General features: G+C 63.9%; 23 protein-coding genes and 2 pseudogenes. 17 read left to right on the plus strand and 8 right to left on the minus strand.

Annotated features, from left to right (window positions below):
• Positions 1-180, plus strand: a pseudogene (locus RFN28_RS12215) (MarR family transcriptional regulator); the annotation flags it as partial.
• Between the two features lie 69 nt (positions 181-249).
• Here RFN28_RS12215 and RFN28_RS12220 read toward each other — a convergent pair.
• The 5 genes and pseudogenes from RFN28_RS12220 to RFN28_RS12240 form a co-directional block, all read right to left on the minus strand.
• Positions 250-1050 carry an inositol monophosphatase family protein gene (locus RFN28_RS12220; RefSeq protein ID WP_320287596.1) on the minus strand — a complete coding sequence of 267 codons (801 nt, stop codon included), beginning with the start codon at positions 1048-1050 and terminating at the stop codon, positions 250-252.
• Positions 1051-1077: 27 nt separating this feature from the next.
• Positions 1078-1644, minus strand: coding sequence for an elongation factor P (efp, locus tag RFN28_RS12225; protein ID WP_040974387.1), 567 nt, complete (start codon positions 1642-1644; stop codon positions 1078-1080).
• Positions 1645-1776: 132 nt separating this feature from the next.
• Positions 1777-2892, minus strand: coding sequence for a tetratricopeptide repeat protein (locus RFN28_RS12230; protein WP_320287597.1), 1116 nt, complete (start codon positions 2890-2892; stop codon positions 1777-1779).
• 1 nt (position 2893) lies between these two features.
• A complete protein-coding gene (locus RFN28_RS12235) occupies positions 2894-3541 on the minus strand; it encodes a thiamine phosphate synthase (RefSeq protein WP_320287598.1) in 648 nt (215 codons plus the stop codon).
• A gap of 148 nt (positions 3542-3689) precedes the next feature.
• A pseudogene (locus RFN28_RS12240) lies at positions 3690-4785 on the minus strand (adenylate/guanylate cyclase domain-containing protein).
• Positions 4786-4947: 162 nt separating this feature from the next.
• Between RFN28_RS12240 and RFN28_RS12245 the strand changes: the two are divergent.
• Positions 4948-5382 (plus strand): SRPBCC family protein, encoded by a 435-nt coding sequence (locus RFN28_RS12245; protein WP_320287599.1) that lies wholly within the window; start codon positions 4948-4950, stop codon positions 5380-5382.
• 40 nt (positions 5383-5422) lie between these two features.
• Here RFN28_RS12245 and RFN28_RS12250 read toward each other — a convergent pair whose 3' ends face one another.
• Positions 5423-5881, minus strand: a complete 459-nt coding sequence (locus tag RFN28_RS12250) for a GNAT family N-acetyltransferase (protein WP_320287600.1) — start codon at positions 5879-5881, stop codon at positions 5423-5425.
• Positions 5882-6067: 186 nt separating this feature from the next.
• Here RFN28_RS12250 and RFN28_RS12255 point away from each other — a divergent pair, with 186 nt between their 5' ends.
• Positions 6068-6838 carry a sulfite exporter TauE/SafE family protein gene (locus RFN28_RS12255; RefSeq protein WP_320287601.1) on the plus strand — a complete coding sequence of 257 codons (771 nt, stop codon included), beginning with the start codon at positions 6068-6070 and terminating at the stop codon, positions 6836-6838.
• Between the two features lie 39 nt (positions 6839-6877).
• Here RFN28_RS12255 and RFN28_RS12260 read toward each other — a convergent pair whose 3' ends face one another.
• Entirely contained in the window at positions 6878-7429 is a 552-nt protein-coding gene (locus RFN28_RS12260) for a DUF2269 family protein (RefSeq protein ID WP_320287728.1), read from the minus strand.
• Positions 7430-8085: 656 nt separating this feature from the next.
• Here RFN28_RS12260 and rcdA point away from each other — a divergent pair.
• From rcdA to RFN28_RS12295, 7 genes are all read left to right on the plus strand, one after another.
• Entirely contained in the window at positions 8086-8616 is a 531-nt protein-coding gene (gene rcdA, locus RFN28_RS12265) for a protease adaptor protein RcdA (protein ID WP_320287602.1), read from the plus strand.
• A 113-nt stretch (positions 8617-8729) separates the two neighbouring features.
• The gene (gene ruvC / locus RFN28_RS12270) at positions 8730-9239 is read left to right on the plus strand and encodes a crossover junction endodeoxyribonuclease RuvC (RefSeq protein ID WP_320287603.1); all 510 of its coding nucleotides are present in this window, start codon (positions 8730-8732) and stop codon (positions 9237-9239) included.
• A gap of 61 nt (positions 9240-9300) precedes the next feature.
• The gene (locus tag RFN28_RS12275; RefSeq protein ID WP_127299628.1) at positions 9301-9552 is read left to right on the plus strand and encodes an AbrB/MazE/SpoVT family DNA-binding domain-containing protein; all 252 of its coding nucleotides are present in this window, start codon (positions 9301-9303) and stop codon (positions 9550-9552) included.
• Between the two features lie 2 nt (positions 9553-9554).
• The gene (locus RFN28_RS12280) at positions 9555-9968 is read left to right on the plus strand and encodes a type II toxin-antitoxin system VapC family toxin (protein WP_320287604.1); all 414 of its coding nucleotides are present in this window, start codon (positions 9555-9557) and stop codon (positions 9966-9968) included.
• A gap of 14 nt (positions 9969-9982) precedes the next feature.
• Positions 9983-10603 carry a Holliday junction branch migration protein RuvA gene (gene ruvA / locus RFN28_RS12285; RefSeq protein ID WP_320287605.1) on the plus strand — a complete coding sequence of 207 codons (621 nt, stop codon included), beginning with the start codon at positions 9983-9985 and terminating at the stop codon, positions 10601-10603.
• 43 nt (positions 10604-10646) lie between these two features.
• A complete protein-coding gene (gene ruvB, locus RFN28_RS12290) occupies positions 10647-11684 on the plus strand; it encodes a Holliday junction branch migration DNA helicase RuvB (protein WP_320287606.1) in 1038 nt (345 codons plus the stop codon).
• Between the two features lie 134 nt (positions 11685-11818).
• The gene (locus RFN28_RS12295; RefSeq protein WP_320287607.1) at positions 11819-12721 is read left to right on the plus strand and encodes a metallophosphoesterase; all 903 of its coding nucleotides are present in this window, start codon (positions 11819-11821) and stop codon (positions 12719-12721) included.
• Between the two features lie 61 nt (positions 12722-12782).
• On the opposite strand, the gene RFN28_RS12300 is transcribed toward RFN28_RS12295, so the two are convergent.
• Positions 12783-14033 carry a glycoside hydrolase family 5 protein gene (locus RFN28_RS12300; protein ID WP_320287608.1) on the minus strand — a complete coding sequence of 417 codons (1251 nt, stop codon included), beginning with the start codon at positions 14031-14033 and terminating at the stop codon, positions 12783-12785.
• 100 nt (positions 14034-14133) lie between these two features.
• On the opposite strand from RFN28_RS12300, the gene ybgC reads away from it, so the two are divergent.
• From ybgC to pal, 7 genes are all read left to right on the plus strand, one after another.
• Positions 14134-14607, plus strand: a complete 474-nt coding sequence (gene ybgC, locus RFN28_RS12305) for a tol-pal system-associated acyl-CoA thioesterase (RefSeq protein WP_320287609.1) — start codon at positions 14134-14136, stop codon at positions 14605-14607.
• A 309-nt stretch (positions 14608-14916) separates the two neighbouring features.
• Entirely contained in the window at positions 14917-15627 is a 711-nt protein-coding gene (gene tolQ / locus RFN28_RS12310; RefSeq protein WP_320287610.1) for a protein TolQ, read from the plus strand.
• A gap of 9 nt (positions 15628-15636) precedes the next feature.
• Entirely contained in the window at positions 15637-16098 is a 462-nt protein-coding gene (tolR, locus tag RFN28_RS12315; protein WP_320287611.1) for a protein TolR, read from the plus strand.
• Between the two features lie 7 nt (positions 16099-16105).
• Positions 16106-17263 (plus strand): cell envelope integrity protein TolA, encoded by a 1158-nt coding sequence (tolA, locus tag RFN28_RS12320; protein WP_320287612.1) that lies wholly within the window; start codon positions 16106-16108, stop codon positions 17261-17263.
• 40 nt (positions 17264-17303) lie between these two features.
• Complete coding sequence (tolB, locus tag RFN28_RS12325) at positions 17304-18614, plus strand: Tol-Pal system beta propeller repeat protein TolB (RefSeq protein WP_320287613.1); 1311 nt, start codon at positions 17304-17306, stop codon at positions 18612-18614.
• Positions 18615-18662: 48 nt separating this feature from the next.
• Positions 18663-19043, plus strand: a complete 381-nt coding sequence (locus RFN28_RS12330; protein ID WP_320287614.1) for a four helix bundle protein — start codon at positions 18663-18665, stop codon at positions 19041-19043.
• Positions 19044-19288: 245 nt separating this feature from the next.
• Positions 19289-19795 (plus strand): peptidoglycan-associated lipoprotein Pal, encoded by a 507-nt coding sequence (gene pal, locus RFN28_RS12335; protein WP_320287615.1) that lies wholly within the window; start codon positions 19289-19291, stop codon positions 19793-19795.
• Positions 19796-19900 lie beyond the last annotated feature (105 nt).

The following is a 19900-nucleotide window of genomic DNA, read 5'->3' on the forward strand; positions in this document are numbered from 1 at the left end:
CAGCGCTTCTTCGGCGTCACCGCGCCTTCCGTCCATCAGATGGTGCTCACCCTCGAGCGCGCCGGATTGATCCGCAAGCAACCGGGCCTCGCGCGCAGCATCGAACTGCTCGTCGAACCCGACAGCCTACCCAGGCTACAACCCATCGAAACCGTCAAATCCTCTGTGCAGAGGTACTAGAGCAATTCCAGGAAAAGTGCGGAACGGTTTTCCGTCCGGAATTGCGTCAAAACAAAGAGATAGAGCCTGTCAGCGCATCGGAAGCGGTTTCTTCAGGGTCTTGAGCAGCGCGCGCTGGATGAGCTCGTTGCCGGCGACGACCGAGCCGCGTTCCAACATTTCCTGTCCGCCCTCGAAGTCGGAGACGAAGCCGCCCGCCTCCCGGATCAGCAGCAGGCCGGCGGCGATATCCCAGGCGGAGAGGCCCACTTCCCAAAACCCGTCCATGCGGCCGGCGGCGACATAGGCGAGATCGAGGGAGGCTGAGCCCATGCGGCGAACGCCGGAGACTTCGGCCATGACGTTGCGGAGTTCGATCAGGAAGTTGCCGTGCTGGCCGCGTCCGAGATGCGGCACGCCGCAGCCGATCACGGCATCGGTGAGCTTGGTGCGGCCGGCAACGCGCAGCCGGCGGTCGTTCATGAAGGCGCCGCCGCCGCGCTCGGCGGTGTAGAGCTCGTCCATCGCCGGATTATAGACGACGCCGGCGACGATCTGGCCCTGGCGCTCGAGCGCGATCGACACCGCGAAAAGCGGGATGCCGTGCAGGAAGTTGGTGGTGCCGTCGAGCGGGTCGACGATCCAGCGATGCTGGTCGTCCTCGCCAGCGACGGCGCCGCGCTCCTCCATCAGGAAGGCGTAGCCCGGCCGCGCCTTGGACAATTCGGTGAAGACGATCTCTTCCGCCTTACGGTCGGCCTGGCTGACATAGTCGCCCGGCCCCTTCATCGAGACCTGCAGGTTCTGCACCTCGCCGAAATCGCGCGACAGCGACCGGCCGGCCTTCATAGCGGCCTGGACCATGACATTGAGGATCGCGGAGCGTGCCATTTCTTTTTTCTTCCTGCTGTTGGTCGTCTACTCGGCGCGGCGCACGTAAGTGATCTCGTTGGTGTCGACGACGATGCGCTCGCCGGCCGAAATGAAGGGCGGCACCAGGACGCGGACGCCGTTTTCCAGCACCGCCGGCTTGTAGGAGGAGGCCGCCGTCTGGCCTTTCACCACCGGATCGGCCTCGGTGATGGTCAGCGTCACCTGGTCGGGCAGCGAGATGCCGATCGGCCGTTCCTCATAGAGCTGAACCGTCACCATCATCCCGTCCTGCAGGAAGGCTGCGCGCTCGCCGACAAAATCCTTGTTCAATTCGAGCTGCTCGTAGCTTTCGGTGTCCATGAACACCAGCGCGTCGCCCTGCTCGTAGAGGAAAGAGAAATCCTTCATCTCCAGTCTGATCTGCTCGACGGTCTCGGCCGAGCGGAAGCGTTCGTTGAGCTTGGTGCCGTTGATCAGGTTCTTCAGTTCGACCTGGTTGTAGGCGCCGCCCTTGCCCGGCTTGACGGTGTTGGTCTTGACCGCCACCCACAGGCCGCCATCATGCTCGATGACATAGCCGGGACGGATTTCGCTGCCACTGATCTTGGCCATGATGAACTGATCCGGAATGAGATTTTTCCGCGCGGAGCGCGCTTTGGCGCCTCCAAGACCACAAATTGCACCGAGTGGCAAGGGAGCGAGGCAAGGGAGCGTCACGGAGCCGGCCGCCGCGGCCAAGCGCCTTCAGGGCAGCCGGTTTGCCTTCTGCAGCGCCTGCTTGGTCTGGTCGTCGTCGAGGCCTTGCAGGAAATCGTCCATCTCAGGGTCGATCAACCCGGCGCGGCGGGCGAGAATGTACCAGGCTCCGGCCATGATCAGGTCCGGCTCGGTGCCGATACCGCCCATATAGAGCCTGGCGAGGCGGTTCTGGGCGGCGACATTGCCGCCCTCGGCCGCGCGCTTCATCCAGGCGAAGCCCGATTTCAGGTCGCGCCCGCCGCCACGGCCCTCGATCATCCAGCTGGCCAGATCGATCTGCGCGGTGTCGTAGTTCTGGCGGGCGGCCTGCGCCAAGAGGATGCGCGCCTTGGCATCGTCGCGCGGTCGGCCGCCGGCGCCGTTGGCGTAGATTTGCGCCATCGCGTATTCGGCGTCGGCAAGGCCGGTATTGGCGGCGCGCTCATAGTAGACCGAGGCCTTGCCGATACCGACATCGCCCGGATCCTGCTGGACGAGCAATTGCGCGAAGTTGAACTGCGCCAGGCGGTTGCCGGCCTCGGCGGCGGCCTGCATCAGGGCATAGGCTTCCCTGTCGTCCTTCTTCACGTAGCGGCCGTCGAGCAGCATCAGCGCATACTGGAACTGCGCTTCCGGCACGCCCTGCTCGGCAGCGAGTGCATACCATTTCGCCGCCTCGGCCGCGTTCAGCGGCACGCCGAGCCCGCGCGACAGGATTTCGGCGACCAGCGTCTGGGCCGCGGGGTCGCCGTTCTTGGCCCGGGCCATGGCGAGGTTATAGGCGGTCTTATAGAGCCCGCGCTGAAATGCGCCGTAGGCGGCGTCCGGCGGCTTGGCGCCGAAGCGGTCGGGATTGACGGTATCGGCCGATGGCGGTTGCAGCGTCGCCGGCTGGGGCAGCGGTGTCTCGATCGGCTTGTTTGTATGCGCTGCGTCCAGAGTCGGGACGCCTGTATTTGGAGCGCCAGTGCTCGGGGCACTTGCACCCGGCGCGGTCGTGTCGGGTGTGCTCGTGTCCGGTCTGGGCTGCGGCACCGGCACGGTCTCGGCGGCCGTAGCCGCGGCCGCCTGGATCGTCAAGGCAGCGGCCAGCGCCGCAAGGGGAAGCCGAGGCCAGCGCATGTCAGTCCTCGAAACGCGGCGCGGTTTCGTCGAGCAGGGCGTTGGCTGCGGCGACCGCGACGCGCGGGTCGAGCCTGTTGGCAAAGACTGCGCTGGAGAGCGCCACGAACTCGGCCCCGGTGGCCGCCACCGTCTCCACCGAGGCGAGATCGGACCCAGCCATGACGATGCAAGGGATCTGGATCATCTGCGCCCACCACTCGCCGAGCGAGAGATTGCGCGGATGCGGCTCCGGCTTGTTGTCGTAACCGAAACGGCCGAAGAACATATAGTCGGGCCGCTCCTCGCCGAGCTCCAGCGCCTCGTCGCGGGTCTTGGCGCCGCCGGCGCCGACCATCATCTTGCCTGCCAGGCGCTCGATCGTCTCGGCGAGGTCTTTCCGGCCGGCTTCGACATGGATGCCGTCGGCGTGAACGCGGCCGGCGATGCGGCTGTCGCCGGCAATGATGACGGCAATGCCGCAACCTTGCGCGACTGGCACGATCTTCTCGGCGAAGGCCTGGAAGGCGGCATCATCCATACCGTTGTCGGGCAGGATCAGCGAGGCGATGTCGCCACCGTCGAAGGCCGCGCAGATGTGGTCCGCCGACGCAAGCGGCGGCGCGATCAGCACGATACGGCAGCGGTTGGGCGGCGTTAAATCGTTCATTGGCCTTCGATCCCGGTTTTCGCCTATGCCGGGCGAAGATGGTTGCATTGCGGCATAGAGCAAAGCGTCCGGCTTGAACAGGAGGGCGAAGCAGGATCGTTGGGCTCCGGGGCCGCCGCCGGGGTCCCCCCTGGTCTAGACTTAGGGGTCACGCGTCCGGTAGGCCGAAGACGGCGCACGATCTGGCGATTCCGCGCAATTGATGTTCGCCCAAAGGGACCAAGGGCGTTGATGTTTCCGCCGCGACAGCCCCCGAGATCAGCACACTCCGTCCAAGCGGCCGGCACAGGCCTTCGAGCCTGCTGACGAGATTCACGGCCGGGCCGATCGCGGTGAAATCCAGCCGGTCGGCTGTGCCGACATTGCCCCACACCATGTCGCCCAGATGCAGCGCCATGCCGAACTGCAGCTGGGGCATGCCCTGTCTGGTACGGACCTGGTTGAGCTGCGCCATTCCCGCCCGCGCTGCTGCGATCGCGCGCAACGCTGCCTCGCAAGCCTCTGAAGCCGAGCGCTCGCCGACAGGAAAGATCGCCAGCACCCCGTCGCCGATGAATTTCAGCACCTCGCCGCCAAAAGCGTGAACGGCGCCGGCGATGCGGTCGAAGCTAGCGTTGAGCGCCGCCACGACCTGTTCGGCGTCCGTCTCCTCCGACAGGGCGGTAAAGTCGCGCAAATCGCTGTAGAGCAGGACGGCGCGGATCGTCTCGCCAACCTCGCGCCGAGAACGGCCGGCCAATACCTGCGCCGCGCTTCGCTGCCCGAGATAGGCCTGAAGCAGGGCCGACAGCGCCGACCTGGCGGCGAGAGCGGCAAGTGGCGGCGGCGAAGCGCGCCACATGGTCCAGTGTGTTCGTTTCGTGCTCCGCGAGAGGACGGGCCGCGACCCAATTCAGCTTTGGATTCTCGGATTGCGCATCCTCACGCTCAGGCCCAACCGTGTAATCGTACACAACACCGGTTCCCAGTCGCGCCAGCCATTCGCGTCCGAGATCGCCCTCCCCGGCTCCAGGCATCGTGCCGGCACCAAAACCCAGCGCCTCCATGACGACGCCTGTCTCGGCCCGCCACAGCCAGGCGCGGCGCGTTATGATCGGATGCGGCGCGGCGAGCGTCAGGGCTCCACCGGCGAGCGGCAGCCCATCGTCAACCAGCCGCGCGCCGAGGGTAGCCAGAAAATCATCCGGTTGGACGGCGCCGCCGGCGCAGTCGACCAGCCAGGCGAGAGTTGAGGAAAGCCGCATCGACACGATCATGCTTCGGCGTTCCGTTGCTGTCACCAGCGCGAATCAACCCAAGGAGATTTTTGTTGAACGGAAGGGCGATTTAGCTTCGAATCGAAAGCGCTGGTCAGGCGCCGCCTGTCGGGCGAGCCATGTTGCTGCACGCATACTCGGGAGATTTCGATGGCTGAACCCTTGATCGTTCGTCGTGAGGTGCAGATCGCGGCGCCGCCGGCGACTGTCTTCGCCTTCCTGACAGATCCCGACAAGATCGTGCGCTGGATGGGAACGGAGGCAACGGCAGAGCCCAACCCCGGCGGTCTTTACTTGTTGAATTTGGCGGGAAGAGCCGCGGCACGCGGCCAATTCACCGAGGTCGTACCCGTCCACCGCCTTGCCTACAGCTTCGGCTGGGAGGGCAACGACCGGACACCGCCCGGTTCGAGCCTTGTTGAAATCGATCTGGTCGAAGAGTCCGGCGGAACGCGGGTCAAGCTCACCCATAGCGGCCTTGCCAACCGAGAGATTTGCGACAGCCATGAGAAGGGCTGGACGCACTATCTGAGCCGGCTCGCAATCACCGCCGCCGGTGGCGACCCGGGACCGGACAAGATGTAGGGCTGCGGCCGCGATTGCCGACAGCCAACGACACCAACCGCTAGAGCTGCAGCTTGTAGCCGATATGACTGGCCTTGAAGCCGAGCCGTTCGTAGAAGCGGTGCGCGTCGAGCCGGCTCTTGTTGGTGGTCAGTTGGACGACCCTGCAGCCGCGCTCGCGGCATTTGCCGATCGCCCATTCCAGCAGGCGCTGCCCGAGCCTTTCGCCGCGCCGGTTCACGGCGATGCGCACCGCCTCGATCTGGCCGCGCCAGGCGCCCTGCGACGACAGCCCGGCGAGAAAGCTGATCTGCAGCGTGCCGATGATATCGGCGCCGTCCGTCATCACCGCGAGCAACTGATTCGGGTCGCTGTCGAGCGCCGCGAAGGCATCCAGATAGGCCTGCGCCAACGGCATGTTGGTGTCCTCGCGGGCGCGGCCAAGCATGTCATCAGCCAGCATTGCGACGATTGCCGAGAGATCGGCTGCTTCCGCGCGGCGGATATGGACTTCGCTCATCGTCAAACCTCATGCTGCGCCGGCGACCCCTTATGCATAGCCCTGGCCTTGCTGCAAATCGGAAAGGCCAGGTTACGGACAGTTGATCGTGCCGATCGGCTGGCGCGGCGCATTGGCTATCGCGGTGTTCCGCTTTGTGGTCTATTGCAGGTCTCCCGCCATCCCCAGCCGTTCTCAGCCATTCCAATGTCAGGTCTGCTCAGCGATCCCTGGTTCTATACCGCCGCGATACCGGCGGTCATCCTCGTCGGCCTGTCGAAAGGCGGCTTCGGCGGCGCCGTCGGCTTCGTCGGTGTGCCTTTGATGGCGCTGACCATTCCGCCGGTGCAGGCCGCAGCCATCCTGCTGCCGATCCTCTGCCTGATGGACATCGTTTCGGTTTGGACCTGGTGGGGCGTCTATGACCGCAAGATGCTGGTCGACATGATGCCAGGCGCCGTCATCGGCATTGGCCTCGGCTGGCTGACGGCGGCCCTGGTGACCGAGGAGATGGTGCGGCTGATCGTCGGCGTGGTCGCGCTGATCTTCGTCTTGCGCTGGATCTATCTGCAGTTCCGCCACGGCGCCGACCACGCGGCGGAGCCGAACCGGATCGCGGCCGCCTTCTGGGGCACGGTTGCCGGCTTCACCAGCTTCGTCGCCCATGTCGGTGGCCCGCCCTTCCAAGTCTACGCGCTGCCGATCCGGCTCGACCCGAAGGTGCTGTCGGGGACGGCGGCGATCTTCTTCGCCGTCACCAACGCGCTGAAGCTCGTTCCCTATTTCGCACTCGGCCAGTTCGACAGCACCAATCTCACCGCCTCGTTTGCGCTGATGCCGTTGGCGCCGCTCGCCACCATCGCCGGCGCCTGGCTGGTGCGCCGCATGCGGCCGGAAGTCTTTTATCCATTCACCTATGCGACAGTGGCGGTGGTGGCGGTCAAGCTGCTCTGGGACGGTCTTGCTGGCCTGATGTAAACGGCTGGGCGGCGCGACGGCCGCCCGGACCATTCGATGTCAAGCGGCGCTCGGCACCATCTGGCGGCTGCCGCCAAAGCCAAGCGCGGCGCCGGCCGCAACAACCAGCGCCATGACGGCCAGGATGCCGATATCGTGCACGGTGGGCTTCAGCACCATGTCGGCGATGATCACCAGCATCACCGCATAGTCGAGGCGCGCCCAACGCATCATGCGCTGGCCAATGGCGAGAGCGGCGGGCGTCACGCCCTCCTTAGCGATCATGGCGCCGATGCGCTCGCCGGTCGGCTTGAAGACCAGCATGCCGATCGAGAAGGTCGTGGCGTAGCCGGCGAGGCCGATGATGATCCACAGTTCCGAGAAGCCGACCCAGAAGCTGCACATGATGAGGCCGAAGGTCAAAGTGAGCATCGACATCGGCGCGAAGTAGCGGCCGCCAAGCTGGCCGCTGGCGCGCATCGCCTGCAGCTTGTCCTCGATGTTGCCGGCGCGCTCGGCAAGCACGCCGAGCAGGAACAGGACGAAGCCGCCGCCGACCCACAGAATGGCCGAGACGACGTGAAGGAATTTGACGATCGAGTACCAGTCCATGGTGTGCTCCTGAATGTCTTTCATGATCTGCGGCGCCGGTTTGCGCCGGCCGCTGCCAGGAGCGGCGTTTTGCGCGGAGCGTGTTTCGGAACGATGTCGCGAAGGACAGGTCTCTGTTTCATGTGGAACCTGGAGCGGCTGGCCGCGACCTCATCCTGAGCATTGCCTGGTCATCGACGCCGGGACCGGCGTGGAATCGCCTGACGATCGAGCCGGTTCAGCACCGCAACAGCCATTGCTGTTCGCCTTCATCGCCTTGCCCGCGGTCTGGAGGAGTTGAGGCGATCCGGGATCGCAAGGGCTGTCCTGTTCCGGCACAGGAAAGTCCGTTCGATCGAAAATTCCGCCCGGCGTTAAGACTTCATTAAGCTTTACAGGCGTTTACTGAGGCCATCCAGTTTTGCTGGATTCTTACCGAGTGGTTGGAGCCACTTTGTTTGACGCCTCCCTGTTAAACTCCTGAGAGCCGCCTTATCCGCGGCTCTTTTTTTGGCCCCTTGGCGGCCGGCAGGAGCGCCTCCCGGCGTTAACCGTTTGTTAAACATGCGCTTGCCTTCGTGGGCATCGAAGCGCATTTTCAAGCCTCAGTCGTTTAAGGGTGCAGGACGTATCGGCAAGGATGCCGAATCGGCTTGCGGCAGTGCAGGGGCGTATCGATGAACGAGCCTTCGAAGGGCAGCGCGAAAACCATCAAACTGGCGGAGCGCCGGGTTTTCTCCCAATCCTTCAAGCCGCTCTACCAGGAGGGCATGGGTCTGGTCGAGCAGGCGGCCGAATATCTCGACGGCAAGGGCAGGCTCGAAGCCAAGAAGCTGTCGCGCACAGCGGCGACGCTCTATGCGGCCGAATCGATGCGGCTGACAACCAGGCTGATGCAGGTCGCCTCGTGGCTGCTGCTGCAGCGGGCGGCGAACTCCGGCGAGATGACCCGCGACCAGGTGGCTTCCGAAAAATCCAAGGTCCGGCTCGACACCGCTTCCGCGCATGACGAAGCGCTGGGCTGGAGCGAGCTGCCGGCGGAATTCCTGGACCTTGTCAAACGCTCGCTCCGCCTGCAGGCGCTTGTGCGGCGCATGGACGAGGAAATCTATGGCGCCGCCACCAACGATAACCCGGCCGCCGGCCGCCGCGCCAACCCGGTCTCCGACCAGATCAGCCTGCTGAACACAGCCTTCGCCCGCGGCTGACAGGCCGCTTGATAACTCTGTTCCAATCGGCCGCGTAGGTCGCCCTGCGCAGGCCGTTTCTGGTTTGTTCACATTTCGCTGGCATCCCCGTGCGTCGAAGCTAGACTTGGCGCATGGGGGAAACGATTCGCATCATCGGCATCGATCCGGGACTGAGGCGCACCGGCTGGGGCATCGTCGATAGCCTCGGCAATTCGCTGCGCTTTGTCGCTTCCGGCACCGTGCGCTCCGACGACAAGGCGCCGCTCGCGGCAAGGCTCTGCCAATTGCATGACGGGCTGGCCGAGGTGCTGCATCAGGCGATGCCGCAGGAGGCGGCGGTCGAGCAGACCTTTGTCAACAAGGACGCGACGGCGACGCTGAAGCTCGGCCAGGCGCGCGGCATCGCCATGCTGGTACCGGCGCGCGCCGGGCTGGTGGTCGCCGAATACGCCCCCAACGCGGTCAAGAAAGCGGTGATCGGCGTCGGCCACGGCGAGAAGAAGCAGATCCACATGATGGTGAAGGTGCTGATGCCAAAAGCGGTCTTCGAAACCGACGACGCCGCCGACGCCTTGGCCATCGCCATCTGTCACGCGCATCACCGCCAGAGCGTCGCCTACCGGATGGCGATTGCCGGATAGGTATGTTCTTGACTTGTTCCGGTTGTTGGAATATTTCTTACTTGTAAGAAAGGATTATTCCATGCGTGTAACCAGCAAGGGCCAAGTGACCATTCCGCGCGATCTGCGCGAGACATTCGGCATTGTTGCCAACAGCGAAGTGATCTTCGGCATAGAAGGCGGAAAGATCACAATCACGCCCCGCCACGACAAGGGACGGCAGGCAGATCGCGAACGGCTCGCCCGTTTTCTCGCCGCGCTTGATCGGCTGGAGGGCAGCGGCGATCAGACGATGAATGCCGATGACGTCATGGCCATGACGCGGGATCGCTGATCTTGGCCACGCTTGTCGACAGCAATGTTCTTATCGATGTCGCCGTTCGCGATCCTGTCTGGCTGAAATGGTCGCGGCCGAAAATAGAGACTGCGCGCAAGCGAGGCAGCCTGATCATCAACCAGATCATCTATGCCGAGTTTTCGATGCGCTACGATACGATCGAGGAAGTCGACGACGTGTTGCCCGAGGATGAGTACCGACGTGAAGGGTTACCCTTCGAAGCGGCCTTCGCCGCGTCGAGAGCATTCTTGATCTATCGCCGGCAAGGGGGACCGCGGGAGAAGGTCATGCCCGATTTTTTGATCGGGGCGCATGCCGTCATCCGAGGCTATCCCATCCTTACGCGCGATCCGGTAGGTTTCAGAAAATACTTTCCGGATGTCGAACTTATCGCGCCTGACACCCATCCCTAAGAAAGCCCTCGGACATGATCGGTAAGCTGAAAGGCACGCTGGACGAGATCGACGAAGACTCCTGCCTCGTCGACGTGCACGGCGTCGGCTATGTCGCCTACTGCTCGGCGCGCACGCTGGCTTCCCTGCCGGGGCCCGGCGAAGCGGTGGTGCTGTTCATCGAGACCTATGTGCGCGAGGACATGATCCGGCTCTACGGCTTCCAGACCACGCTCGAGCGCGAATGGTTCCGGCTCCTGATGAACAATGTGCAGGGCGTCGGCGCCAAGGTGGCGCTGGCGGTGCTGTCGACGCTGGCGCCGGCCGATCTCGCCAATGCGATCGCGCTGCGCGACATCGCCATGGTTTCCCGCGCTCCTGGCGTCGGCAAGAAAGTGGCCGAGCGCATCGTGACAGAGCTGAAGAACAAGGCGCCGGCCTATGCCGGCTCCGCCAACGGCACGATCGCCCTCAAGCAGGAGCTTGGCGAAGGCGTGGCGGCGGCGCCCATCACGGACGCGGTCTCGGCTCTGGTCAATCTCGGCTATTCGCGCGACATCGCCGCCAATGCGGTGGCGGCCGCGCTGAAGTCGGCCGGCGAAGGGGCGGATGCCTCGAAACTGATCCGCTTCGGCTTGAAGGAGCTGGCGCGGTGAGCCAGCGCTTGTCCCGCCATCAGCCATATGCAAGGAAGGCCGCATGAGCCTTTCGCCCCGCCTCATTGCCCCCGACAAGCGCGGCGAGGATGCCGACCAGACCTTGCGTCCGCAGTCGCTCGACGAGTTCGTCGGCCAGGCGGCGGTGCGCGCCAATCTCAAGGTCTTCGTCGATGCCGCCAAGAGCCGCGGCGAGGCTCTAGACCATGTGCTGTTCGTCGGCCCGCCCGGCCTCGGCAAGACGACGCTGGCGCAGATCATGGCGCGCGAGCTCGGCGTCAATTTCCGCTCGACCTCGGGGCCGGTCATCGCCAAGGCCGGAGATCTCGCGGCGCTGCTCACCAATCTCGAGGAGCGCGACGTGCTGTTCATCGACGAGATCCACCGGCTCAATCCGGCGGTCGAGGAGATCCTCTATCCGGCGATGGAGGATTTCCAGCTCGATCTCATCATCGGCGAGGGGCCGGCGGCGCGTTCGGTCAAGATCGACCTTGCGCGTTTTACTCTCGTTGCGGCCACGACCCGGCTAGGGCTCCTGACCAATCCGTTGCGCGACCGTTTCGGCATTCCGGTCAGGCTCAATTTCTATACCGTCGACGAGCTGGAGCAGATCGTGCGCCGCGGCGCCCGGATTCTCTCGATGCCGCTCGGCGACGACGGCGCTCTGGAGATCGCGCGCCGCGCTCGCGGCACGCCGCGTATCGCCGGCCGGCTGTTGCGCCGGGTGCGCGATTTCGCCTCGGTCGCCGGCAACGGCCATGTCGACAAACACATTGCCGACGAAGCGCTGACCCGACTGGAAGTCGACGGGCTCGGCCTCGACGCGCTCGACCGCCGCTATCTTTCGATGATCGCCCGCAATTTCGGCGGCGGGCCGGTCGGCATCGAGACGATCGCCGCCGGGCTCTCGGAGCCGCGCGACGCGATCGAGGACATCATCGAGCCCTATCTCATCCAGCAAGGCTTCATCCAGCGCACGCCACGCGGCCGCGTGCTCACTGCCAATGCCTGGCGGCATCTCGGCCTCGATGCGCCGAAGGACCTCGCGCAGCAGCAGATCAGCCTGTTCCAGGAAGAGTAACGGATATTTGTTCTCCGGATGCGCGGGGAATAGCCCGTCTGCGCGAAAATTGCTTGCGTCCGCCAAGGTGAAGGCACAATTGCCGCGTCTAAGGCAAGTTGCTTGATGGAATCCCAAGGGGCTTGGGCTGACCGATGATCACCAGACGTGGCTTTCTGCGCCTTATCGGCGGCTCGTTCCTGTCGATGGTATCGCTCAGCGCCTATGCAATCGGCATCGAGCCGATGCTGCTCACCCATGTGAAGCGCTATTCCCTGACGCCGCCGCACTGGCCGGCGGGCCTCAAGCTGCGCATCGCTGCACTTGCCGACATCCATGCCTGCCGCCCCTGGATGACGCCCGAGCGGATCGGCTCGCTCGTCGAGCAGGCAAACGCGTTGCAGCCGGATCTTGTCGTGCTGCTTGGCGACTACGTCGACGGCATGCAGATGGTGACGGCCGACGTGCCTGCGCCGGAGTGGGCCTCCGCCTTGTCGGGGCTGAAGGCGCCGCTCGGCGTGCACTCGATCCTCGGCAATCACGACTGGTGGCACGATCATGCCGCGCAACTGGCCGAGGCCGGACCGACGGTCGCACGCCAGGCACTGGAGAGCGCCGGCATCCCGGTGCTGGAAAACGACGTCGTGCGACTGGAGAAAGACGGGCATGGCTTCTGGATTGCCGGACTTGCGGACCAGCTGGCAATCCGGCCGAGCAAAGCCTTGGGCCGCCACGGCTTCAGGGGCCTCGACGATCTCGACGGCACGCTCGCCAAGGCGAACGATGGCTCGCCCGTCATCCTGCTCGCGCATGAGCCCGATATCTTCCCGAAAGTGCCCTCACGGGTTTCGCTGACGCTTTCGGGCCACACCCACGGCGGACAGGTTCGGCTCTTCGGCTATTCGCCGGTGGTGCCGTCCGACTTCGGCAACCGCTACGCCTATGGCCATGTCGTCGAGGACGACCGCAACCTGATCGTTTCCGGCGGACTTGGCTTCAGCATCATGCCGGTGCGTTTCGGCATGCCGCCGGAGATCCTGCAGATCGATCTCGGGTAGTTCCAGGTATTTCTTACACGATTGCGGACGGAAGACCGCCGAGCACTTTTCCCGGATTTGCTCAGTGAAGTGACCTGATCGCGTCCATCACGTTGGGCTCGGCCTTGTCGCCGCCGAAGGCATCGACGATGCCGAAGGCGCCGCCATAGCTCCAGACCGACCAGGAAAAGCCATGCGCCTCGGCGCGCGCGATCATGTCCTTGACATAGGCGGCGCGGTATTCGGCGGGCATCACATAGGCGCTGCCGTATTCCTGGCGGATCATGCCAAACTCGCCGAGGGTGATGTCTTCCGGCTTCACTCCGTTGGCCTTGCCCCAATCCTCGACGGTCTTGAAAGGCGCATCCATCAGGCCGACGAGCTTATCGGGTGTGTCCATGTTGACGACCTGCTCATCGAGATAGGCAAGCATGCCGCTGCGGCGCGTCCATGGCGCCTCGGCCCTGATCCTGTCGCGGATCGTGTCCAGCACCACGTCGAGCCGGGCGCGCGGCACAGCGGTCAGCGGATAGGGCAGGCCGGTGACGTAGCGGATGAAATCGCCGGCCCAGGTCGCGCCCTGATGTGTCAGCAGAAACGGATCGTAGGAATGGAAGGCCCAGATGATGTTGTCGTCGGGGATCGCCTTCGGATCGATCTTGGCCAGCGAATCCGCATTCGAATAGCAGCCTCCGGTGAGGATCAAAGTCAGCCTGGTGGCGGAAGACCGCGCGGCCGCGAACAATTTCTTCTGGCGGTCCGGCCACAGGTTCGTGCCGGTCTCGTCGCAATCGACGATCGGCTCGTTCATCAGCTCGAAAGCAACCTGGCTTGGATCTTCTCCCGATAGCGTATGCGCCATCTTGCGCACGACCTCGACATAGGCGTCGAAGGTGGCGGGGTCGTCCATCACCTCGCTCATGCCGATCTTGCGGTTGCCGCCGGTCGGGATGAGATGCAGGTCGACGATCACTTTCAGGCCCGCGCGATTGATCATGCGCGCGGAATCCAGCACTGTTGTGTAGAGCTCGTCGCGCAACGCAAGCGTCTCGTCGGACAGGAAGGGCGAGGGGTCGACCGGCATGCGCAGGAAATCGAAGCCGGCATTCTTCAGCGCCTTGAGGTCAGCCTCCGTGAGGAACTTGCGCCATTCCGGATAGGGTAGGATGGCCTTCGGGTCGTTCCATTTCTCCTCGCCGGTCCAGGTCGTCCACTGGTCGAGATTGAGGCCGCGCTTCATCGAGAAGGTCGCCGCCTTGGCCGGCAAGGCCAGGGCGGCAAGCGCCAGCAGCGCCGCCGTCAGGGTCTTGATCATCGCGCCCAACAATGCCATCCGATTCCCGCGCCACGCGCGCACCGCATTGTTCTGTTCAGCGGTCTGGGAGCGCGCGCGAACGAACAGGTGCCCGTTCGGGCCTGAAAAGGAAAGCGCGATGGACGATCATGGTGAATCGGCGGCACTCGGCGCCGGGCTTTCCGGGACGCTGACGGAATTCGGCCATCGCCTGATGGCGCGGGTCTACTATGCCGACACCGACTTCTCCGGCGTCGTCTACCATGCGCGCTATCTCGAATTCTTCGAGCGCGGCCGTTCGGACTATCTGAGGCTCGCCGGCGTCCATCACACTGAGCTCGCCGAGGGCAAGCATGGCGAGCGCATCGTCTGGGTGGTGCGGCGCATGGAGATCGACTTCCGCTCGCCGGCCCGCATGGACGATATCCTCACCATCGACACGCGCACGCAGGACATTTCGGGCGCCCGCATCTTCATGGCGCAGCAGCTGAAGCGCGGCGGCGAGGTGCTGGTCGAGGCTAAGGTCGAGGCGGCGATCATCGGCGAGAACGGCCGGCCGCGCAGATTTCCGAAGGAATGGATCGCTGCCTTCATGCCGAAGGCGGGCGATTGATTTCATCTCGCGCCGGCTTCGGCTTAGGGCGTTAACCGGCTGCGTCCAGGCATGGCGCCGGCCGGGTGGGCGCGGCAATGCGCCGCGCTTCATATCCTAACCCATCCTTAACCATAACGGTTCATGAAGGAATTGGTGAAGATCGGCGCAATTCGTGCGCCTTCCTTTCACCAATATTTGCCCTGAAAAGGCCGCGAAACGGTGCATTCGGGGCTTGTGCCGCAAGCTTCAAGCTTCGCGCGATCGGACCAAAGGGATGCCCATGGGCCAGCCGCCAGCGATGCCCGGAAAATTCTTAAGGACGTAACCATGGAAAACATCGCACTCGCCGACCCGGGCGCGCATTTGTCGATATGGGGCCTGTTCATGCAGGCCAGTTGGGTGGTCAAGCTGGTGATGATCGGCTTGCTCTGCGCCTCGATCTGGACCTGGGCGATCATCATCGACAAGCTGGTCGCCTACAGCCGCATGCGGCTGGCGCTCAACCGCTTCGAGCAGGTGTTCTGGTCGGGGCAGTCGCTCGAAGATCTCTACCGCACGCTGTCGGATCGCAAGACCACCGGCATGGGCGCGATCTTCGTCGCGGCCATGCGCGAATGGAAAAAGAGCTTCGAGAAGGGCGCGAAATCGCCGCTGGCGCTGCAAACCCGCATCGACAAGGCGATGGACCTGGCGCTCACCCGGGAGATGGAAAGGCTGGAAGGCCGCCTCGGCTTCCTCGCCACGACGGGTTCGGCTGCCCCCTTCATCGGCCTGTTCGGCACCGTCATCGGCATCATGACCTCATTCCAGGCGATCGCGGCCTCGAAGAACACCAGCCTCTCGGTTGTGGCGCCCGGTATCGCGGAGGCGCTTCTCGCGACGGCCATAGGCCTGCTCGCGGCGATCCCCGCCGTCATCGCCTACAACAAGCTGTCATCGGATGCGAACAAACTCGCGGTGCGCATGGAAGGGTTCTCGGACGAGTTCTCCGCCATACTCTCGCGCCAAATCGATGAAAAAGTCGCGCAGAAGGCCTGAGGAACGATCATGGGTATGTCTGCTGCTAGTGCAGGTGGCATAGGGCGGGGCGGACGCGGCCACAGGCGGCGTGGCCGCCATCATGGCCTGATGTCGGAAATCAACGTCACGCCGATGGTCGACGTGATGCTGGTGCTGCTGATCATCTTCATGGTCGCGGCGCCGCTCTTGACCGTCGGCGTTCCGATCGATCTGCCGGACACGCAGGCCAAGGCGCTGAACGTCGACACGCAGCCGATCACCGTGTCGATCAACGCCACTGGCCAGATCTATCTGCAGGAAACCGAGATTCCGATCGAGGAGCTGGTGGCCAAGCTGCAGGCGATCTCGAAGACCGGCTATGACGAGCGCATCTTCATCCGCGGCGACAAGTCGACGGACTATGGCACCGCCATGAAGGTCATGGCCCGCATTTCGGCGGCCGGCTACAAGAATATCGGCCTGGTCTCGCTGCAGGAACAGGATCAGTAGACGCCAAATGCGGACCGGCCTCACCTCCTCGGTGATCTTGCATGCGGTGGCGCTGGCCTTCGGGCTGTTCACGCTGTCCTCGCCGCCTGCGATGCCGGCGACCGACGTGGAGTCGGTGGCGGTCGACATCGTGCCGATGGAGGCTGTGGCGCAGTCGCTGCAGGGCGACAAGAAGGCCGTCATGCATGAGAAGCCGGCGCCTGTTCCGACGAAGCGCCCGGATATCGTTCCCAATGCTCAGAAGGTCGGCGAAAACAGCGTCGACACCGACAAGCCGGTGACGGACGAGGCCAAGCCGAAGCCGGTCGAGAAGACATCGGCGCCGCCGCCGGCGCCGACGCCGACCGAGAAGCCGGCCGCCGAGGACGTGCCGAAGCCGCAGGAAAAGCCGAAGCCGGTGCCGGCAACCGAGGTCGCGCCGACGCCTGCGCCGAAGGAAGAGGTGAAGCCCGAGCCGGTCAAGCAGACGGATCCCAAGCCGACGCCGGCCAAGGAGCCGGCTCCGACACCGCCGAAGGACACGACCGCGGCCATCCAGCCGAAGGAAGAGGTCAAGCCGGACGCTGTCGCCCAGGCGATCGCCAAGGAGCAGCCGACCGAGGAAGCCAAGCTTCCTGACTCCGCTCCGGCGCCGGAGGCGCGGCCAAAACCGCAGCCTGCCCAGGCCGAGAGCGCCAAGGCGCCGGACCGCAAGGATGCGGAAAAGCCCGTCAAGGAGGCCTCCTCGAAGCCGAAGTCGGACGAGAAGCAGTTCAACGCCGACGAGATTTCAGCATTGCTCGACAAGCAGAAGCCGTCGGGCGGCGGCGCCAAGCGCTCGACGCAGCAGGCATCGCTCGGTGGCAACAAGGATCAGGGCCAGAAGCTTTCCAAGTCGGAGCAGGGAGCTCTCGAAGCTCAGCTCGGCGGCTGCTGGACCTTGCCTGTCGGGCTGGAAGGCTCGGAGAACTTCGTCGTCGTCGTCCGGTTCAATCTCGACACCAACGGCAAACTCGACGGCCGGCCATCGGTCGAGCAGTCGAGCGGCAACCGGCAGTTCGACGAAAGCGCCGTGCGCGCGGTTCAAAAATGCGACGTGGCCGGCCTGCAGGTTCCCGCCGGCAAGCAGGACATCTGGAACGATATCCGGGTCACCTTCGATCCACGGGAGATGCTTGGCCTCTAAGGCCGGTATCTGAACCATCAAAGAAGAAAAGCGAGAAGACATGAGATCTTTCCTCAAGCCGCTCCTGACGATCGCAGCCATGGCGCTGGGCATGACGGCCGTCGCCACCCTGCCGGCCCAGGCCCTCGTCGAGCTCAACGTCAACAAGGGCAATGTCGAGCCGCTGCCGATCGCCATTACGGATTTCCAGTCCAACGATGCGCTGGGCGCCCAGATCACGGAAATCGTTACGGCCGATCTCAAGCGGTCCGGCCTGTTCGCCCCGATCGACAAGAGCGCCTTCATCGAAAAGATCTCGAGCCCCGACGCCACGCCGCGCTTCGATGACTGGAAGGTGATCAATGCGCAGGCGCTGGTCACCGGCAGCGTCGGCAAGGAAGCCGACGGCCGCATCCGCGCCCAGTACCGCCTGTGGGACACATTTGCCGGCCAGCAGATGGCCGGCGAGCAGTTCTTCGCCAACGATGCCAACACCAGGCGGGTCGCCCATATCATCGCCGACGCCATCTATGAGCGGCTGACCGGCGAGAAGGGCTATTTCGACACCCGCGTCGTCTTCGTCGACGAGTCCGGCGCCAAGAACGCGCGCAAGAAGCGCCTCGCTATCATGGACCAGGACGGCGCCAATGTGCGCTACCTGTCGGACGGCCGCTCGATCGTGCTGACGCCGCGCTTCTCGCCGAACCGGCAGGAAATCACTTATATGTCGTACGAGAGCGGACAGCCGAAGGTCTATCTCCTGCAGATCGAGACCGGGCAGCGCGAGCTGGTGGGCAACTTCCCCGGCATGACGTTCGCGCCGCGCTTTTCGCCCGACGGGCAGAAAGTGATCATGAGCCTGCTGCGCGACGACGGCAATTCCAACATCTTCGCCATGGATCTGAGGAGCCGCTCGACCACCCGGCTCACCAATTCGACCGCCATCGACACCTCTCCGTCCTATTCGCCCGACGGCAGCAAGATCGTCTTCACTTCGGACCGCGGCGGCCGCGCACAGATCTATGTGATGGGCGCCGACGGCTCGGGCCAGACCCGCATCTCCTTCGGCGACGGCGTCTATTCGACGCCCGTGTGGTCGCCGCGCGGCGACCTCATCGCCTTCACCAAGCAGACCGGCGGCGAGTTCCAGATCGGCGTCATGAAGACCGACGGCTCGGGCGAGCGCATCCTTTCTTCCGGCTTCCAGCAGGAAGGGCCGACCTGGGCGCCGAACGGCCGCGTGCTGATGTTCTTCCGCGATTCGGCCGGCGGGCCGAAGCTGGTCACGGTCGATCTCACCGGCCGCAACGAACAGCAGATCTCGACCTCGAACTTCGCCTCGGATCCGGCCTGGTCGCCGTTGCTGGAGTGAGCTGGGGAACTGAGGAATTGAAGAACTGGGGAATTGAAGAATTGAAGAATGGAGAAAGCCGGAAGCTATATTAGGCGCGCGAAGGATCTAGAGGTCTATAAGCGCGCTTATGCGGTTTCTCTTGAGCTCCACAGGGCTACGCTCGCTTTCCCAAAAGTGGAGCAATACGCACTCGCAGATCAATTGCGTCGTTCCAGCAAGGCGATCTGCGCCAATTTGGCTGAGGGATTTGCAAAGCAGAGCCACTCAAAGCCAGAATTCGCGCGCTTCATTTCGATGGCGATGGGGTCATGCAGTGAAGTCGAGACATGGATTTCGTATGCGTTCGACCTTGATTACATCACGCAAGCGCAACGCGACGAATGGCTGCAATCCTACGTCCATATCTATGGACGTAGGATTGCAGCCATATCTATGGGATGCTGGTGAATCTGAGGGAGAAGTTGAAGTGACCCTTTTCTCCAATTCTTCAATTCTTCAATTCCCTCTTTTCCAACGCTTCGTCGCGTTTTGGCCGTATTTCCGCCTACGGTCCGCGCCCAATGTTCCGGGCAAAGATAGCCGAGGACGGCGGCTCGAAACGAAAAATTAACCGTGTTTCTTGAATGGCGGTTAACCCAAACGTGGTTACTGGGTGATCAACGAAATCACTCGAATGCTAAGGAGAGGGCGGCATGGGCCGTATCGCAGCACTTACCAGAAACCCGGCGATGATCGCGTTGGTGGCGGCTCTGGCCATCACCGGTTGCGCCTCCAAGAAGACCCCGAACAGCGCGGCCGATCTCGGCCTCAATGGCGCCGGCGCCGCCACGCCCGGCTCGGCGCAGGACTTCACCGTCAACATCGGCGACCGCATCTTCTTCGACACCGACTCCTCGTCGATCCGCGCCGACGCGCAGACCACGCTGGGGCGCCAGGCGCAGTGGCTCAACCAGTACAAGCAGTATGCCATCGTCATCGAAGGCCACGCCGACGAGCGCGGCACGCGTGAATACAATCTGGCGCTGGGCGCCCGCCGCGCCGCCGCCACCCGCGACTTCCTGGTCTCCAAGGGCGTTGCGGCCAACCGCCTGAAGACCATCTCCTACGGCAAGGAACGCCCGGTCGCGGTCTGCGACGACATCTCGTGCTGGTCGCAGAACCGCCGCGCCGTCACCACGCTTTCCGGCGCTGGCTCCTGACGCTCCGCCCGGCGGCAAAAATACAACATTGCGGAATGAAAGGCGGCCTCAGGGCCGCCTTTTTCGCATGCGACAGGTTGAAACAAAATTTGGCCGAAGTCTCGC

The sequence above is a fragment of the Mesorhizobium album genome (genome assembly GCF_033977205.1).
Classification (GTDB): domain Bacteria; phylum Pseudomonadota; class Alphaproteobacteria; order Rhizobiales; family Rhizobiaceae; genus Mesorhizobium; species Mesorhizobium album.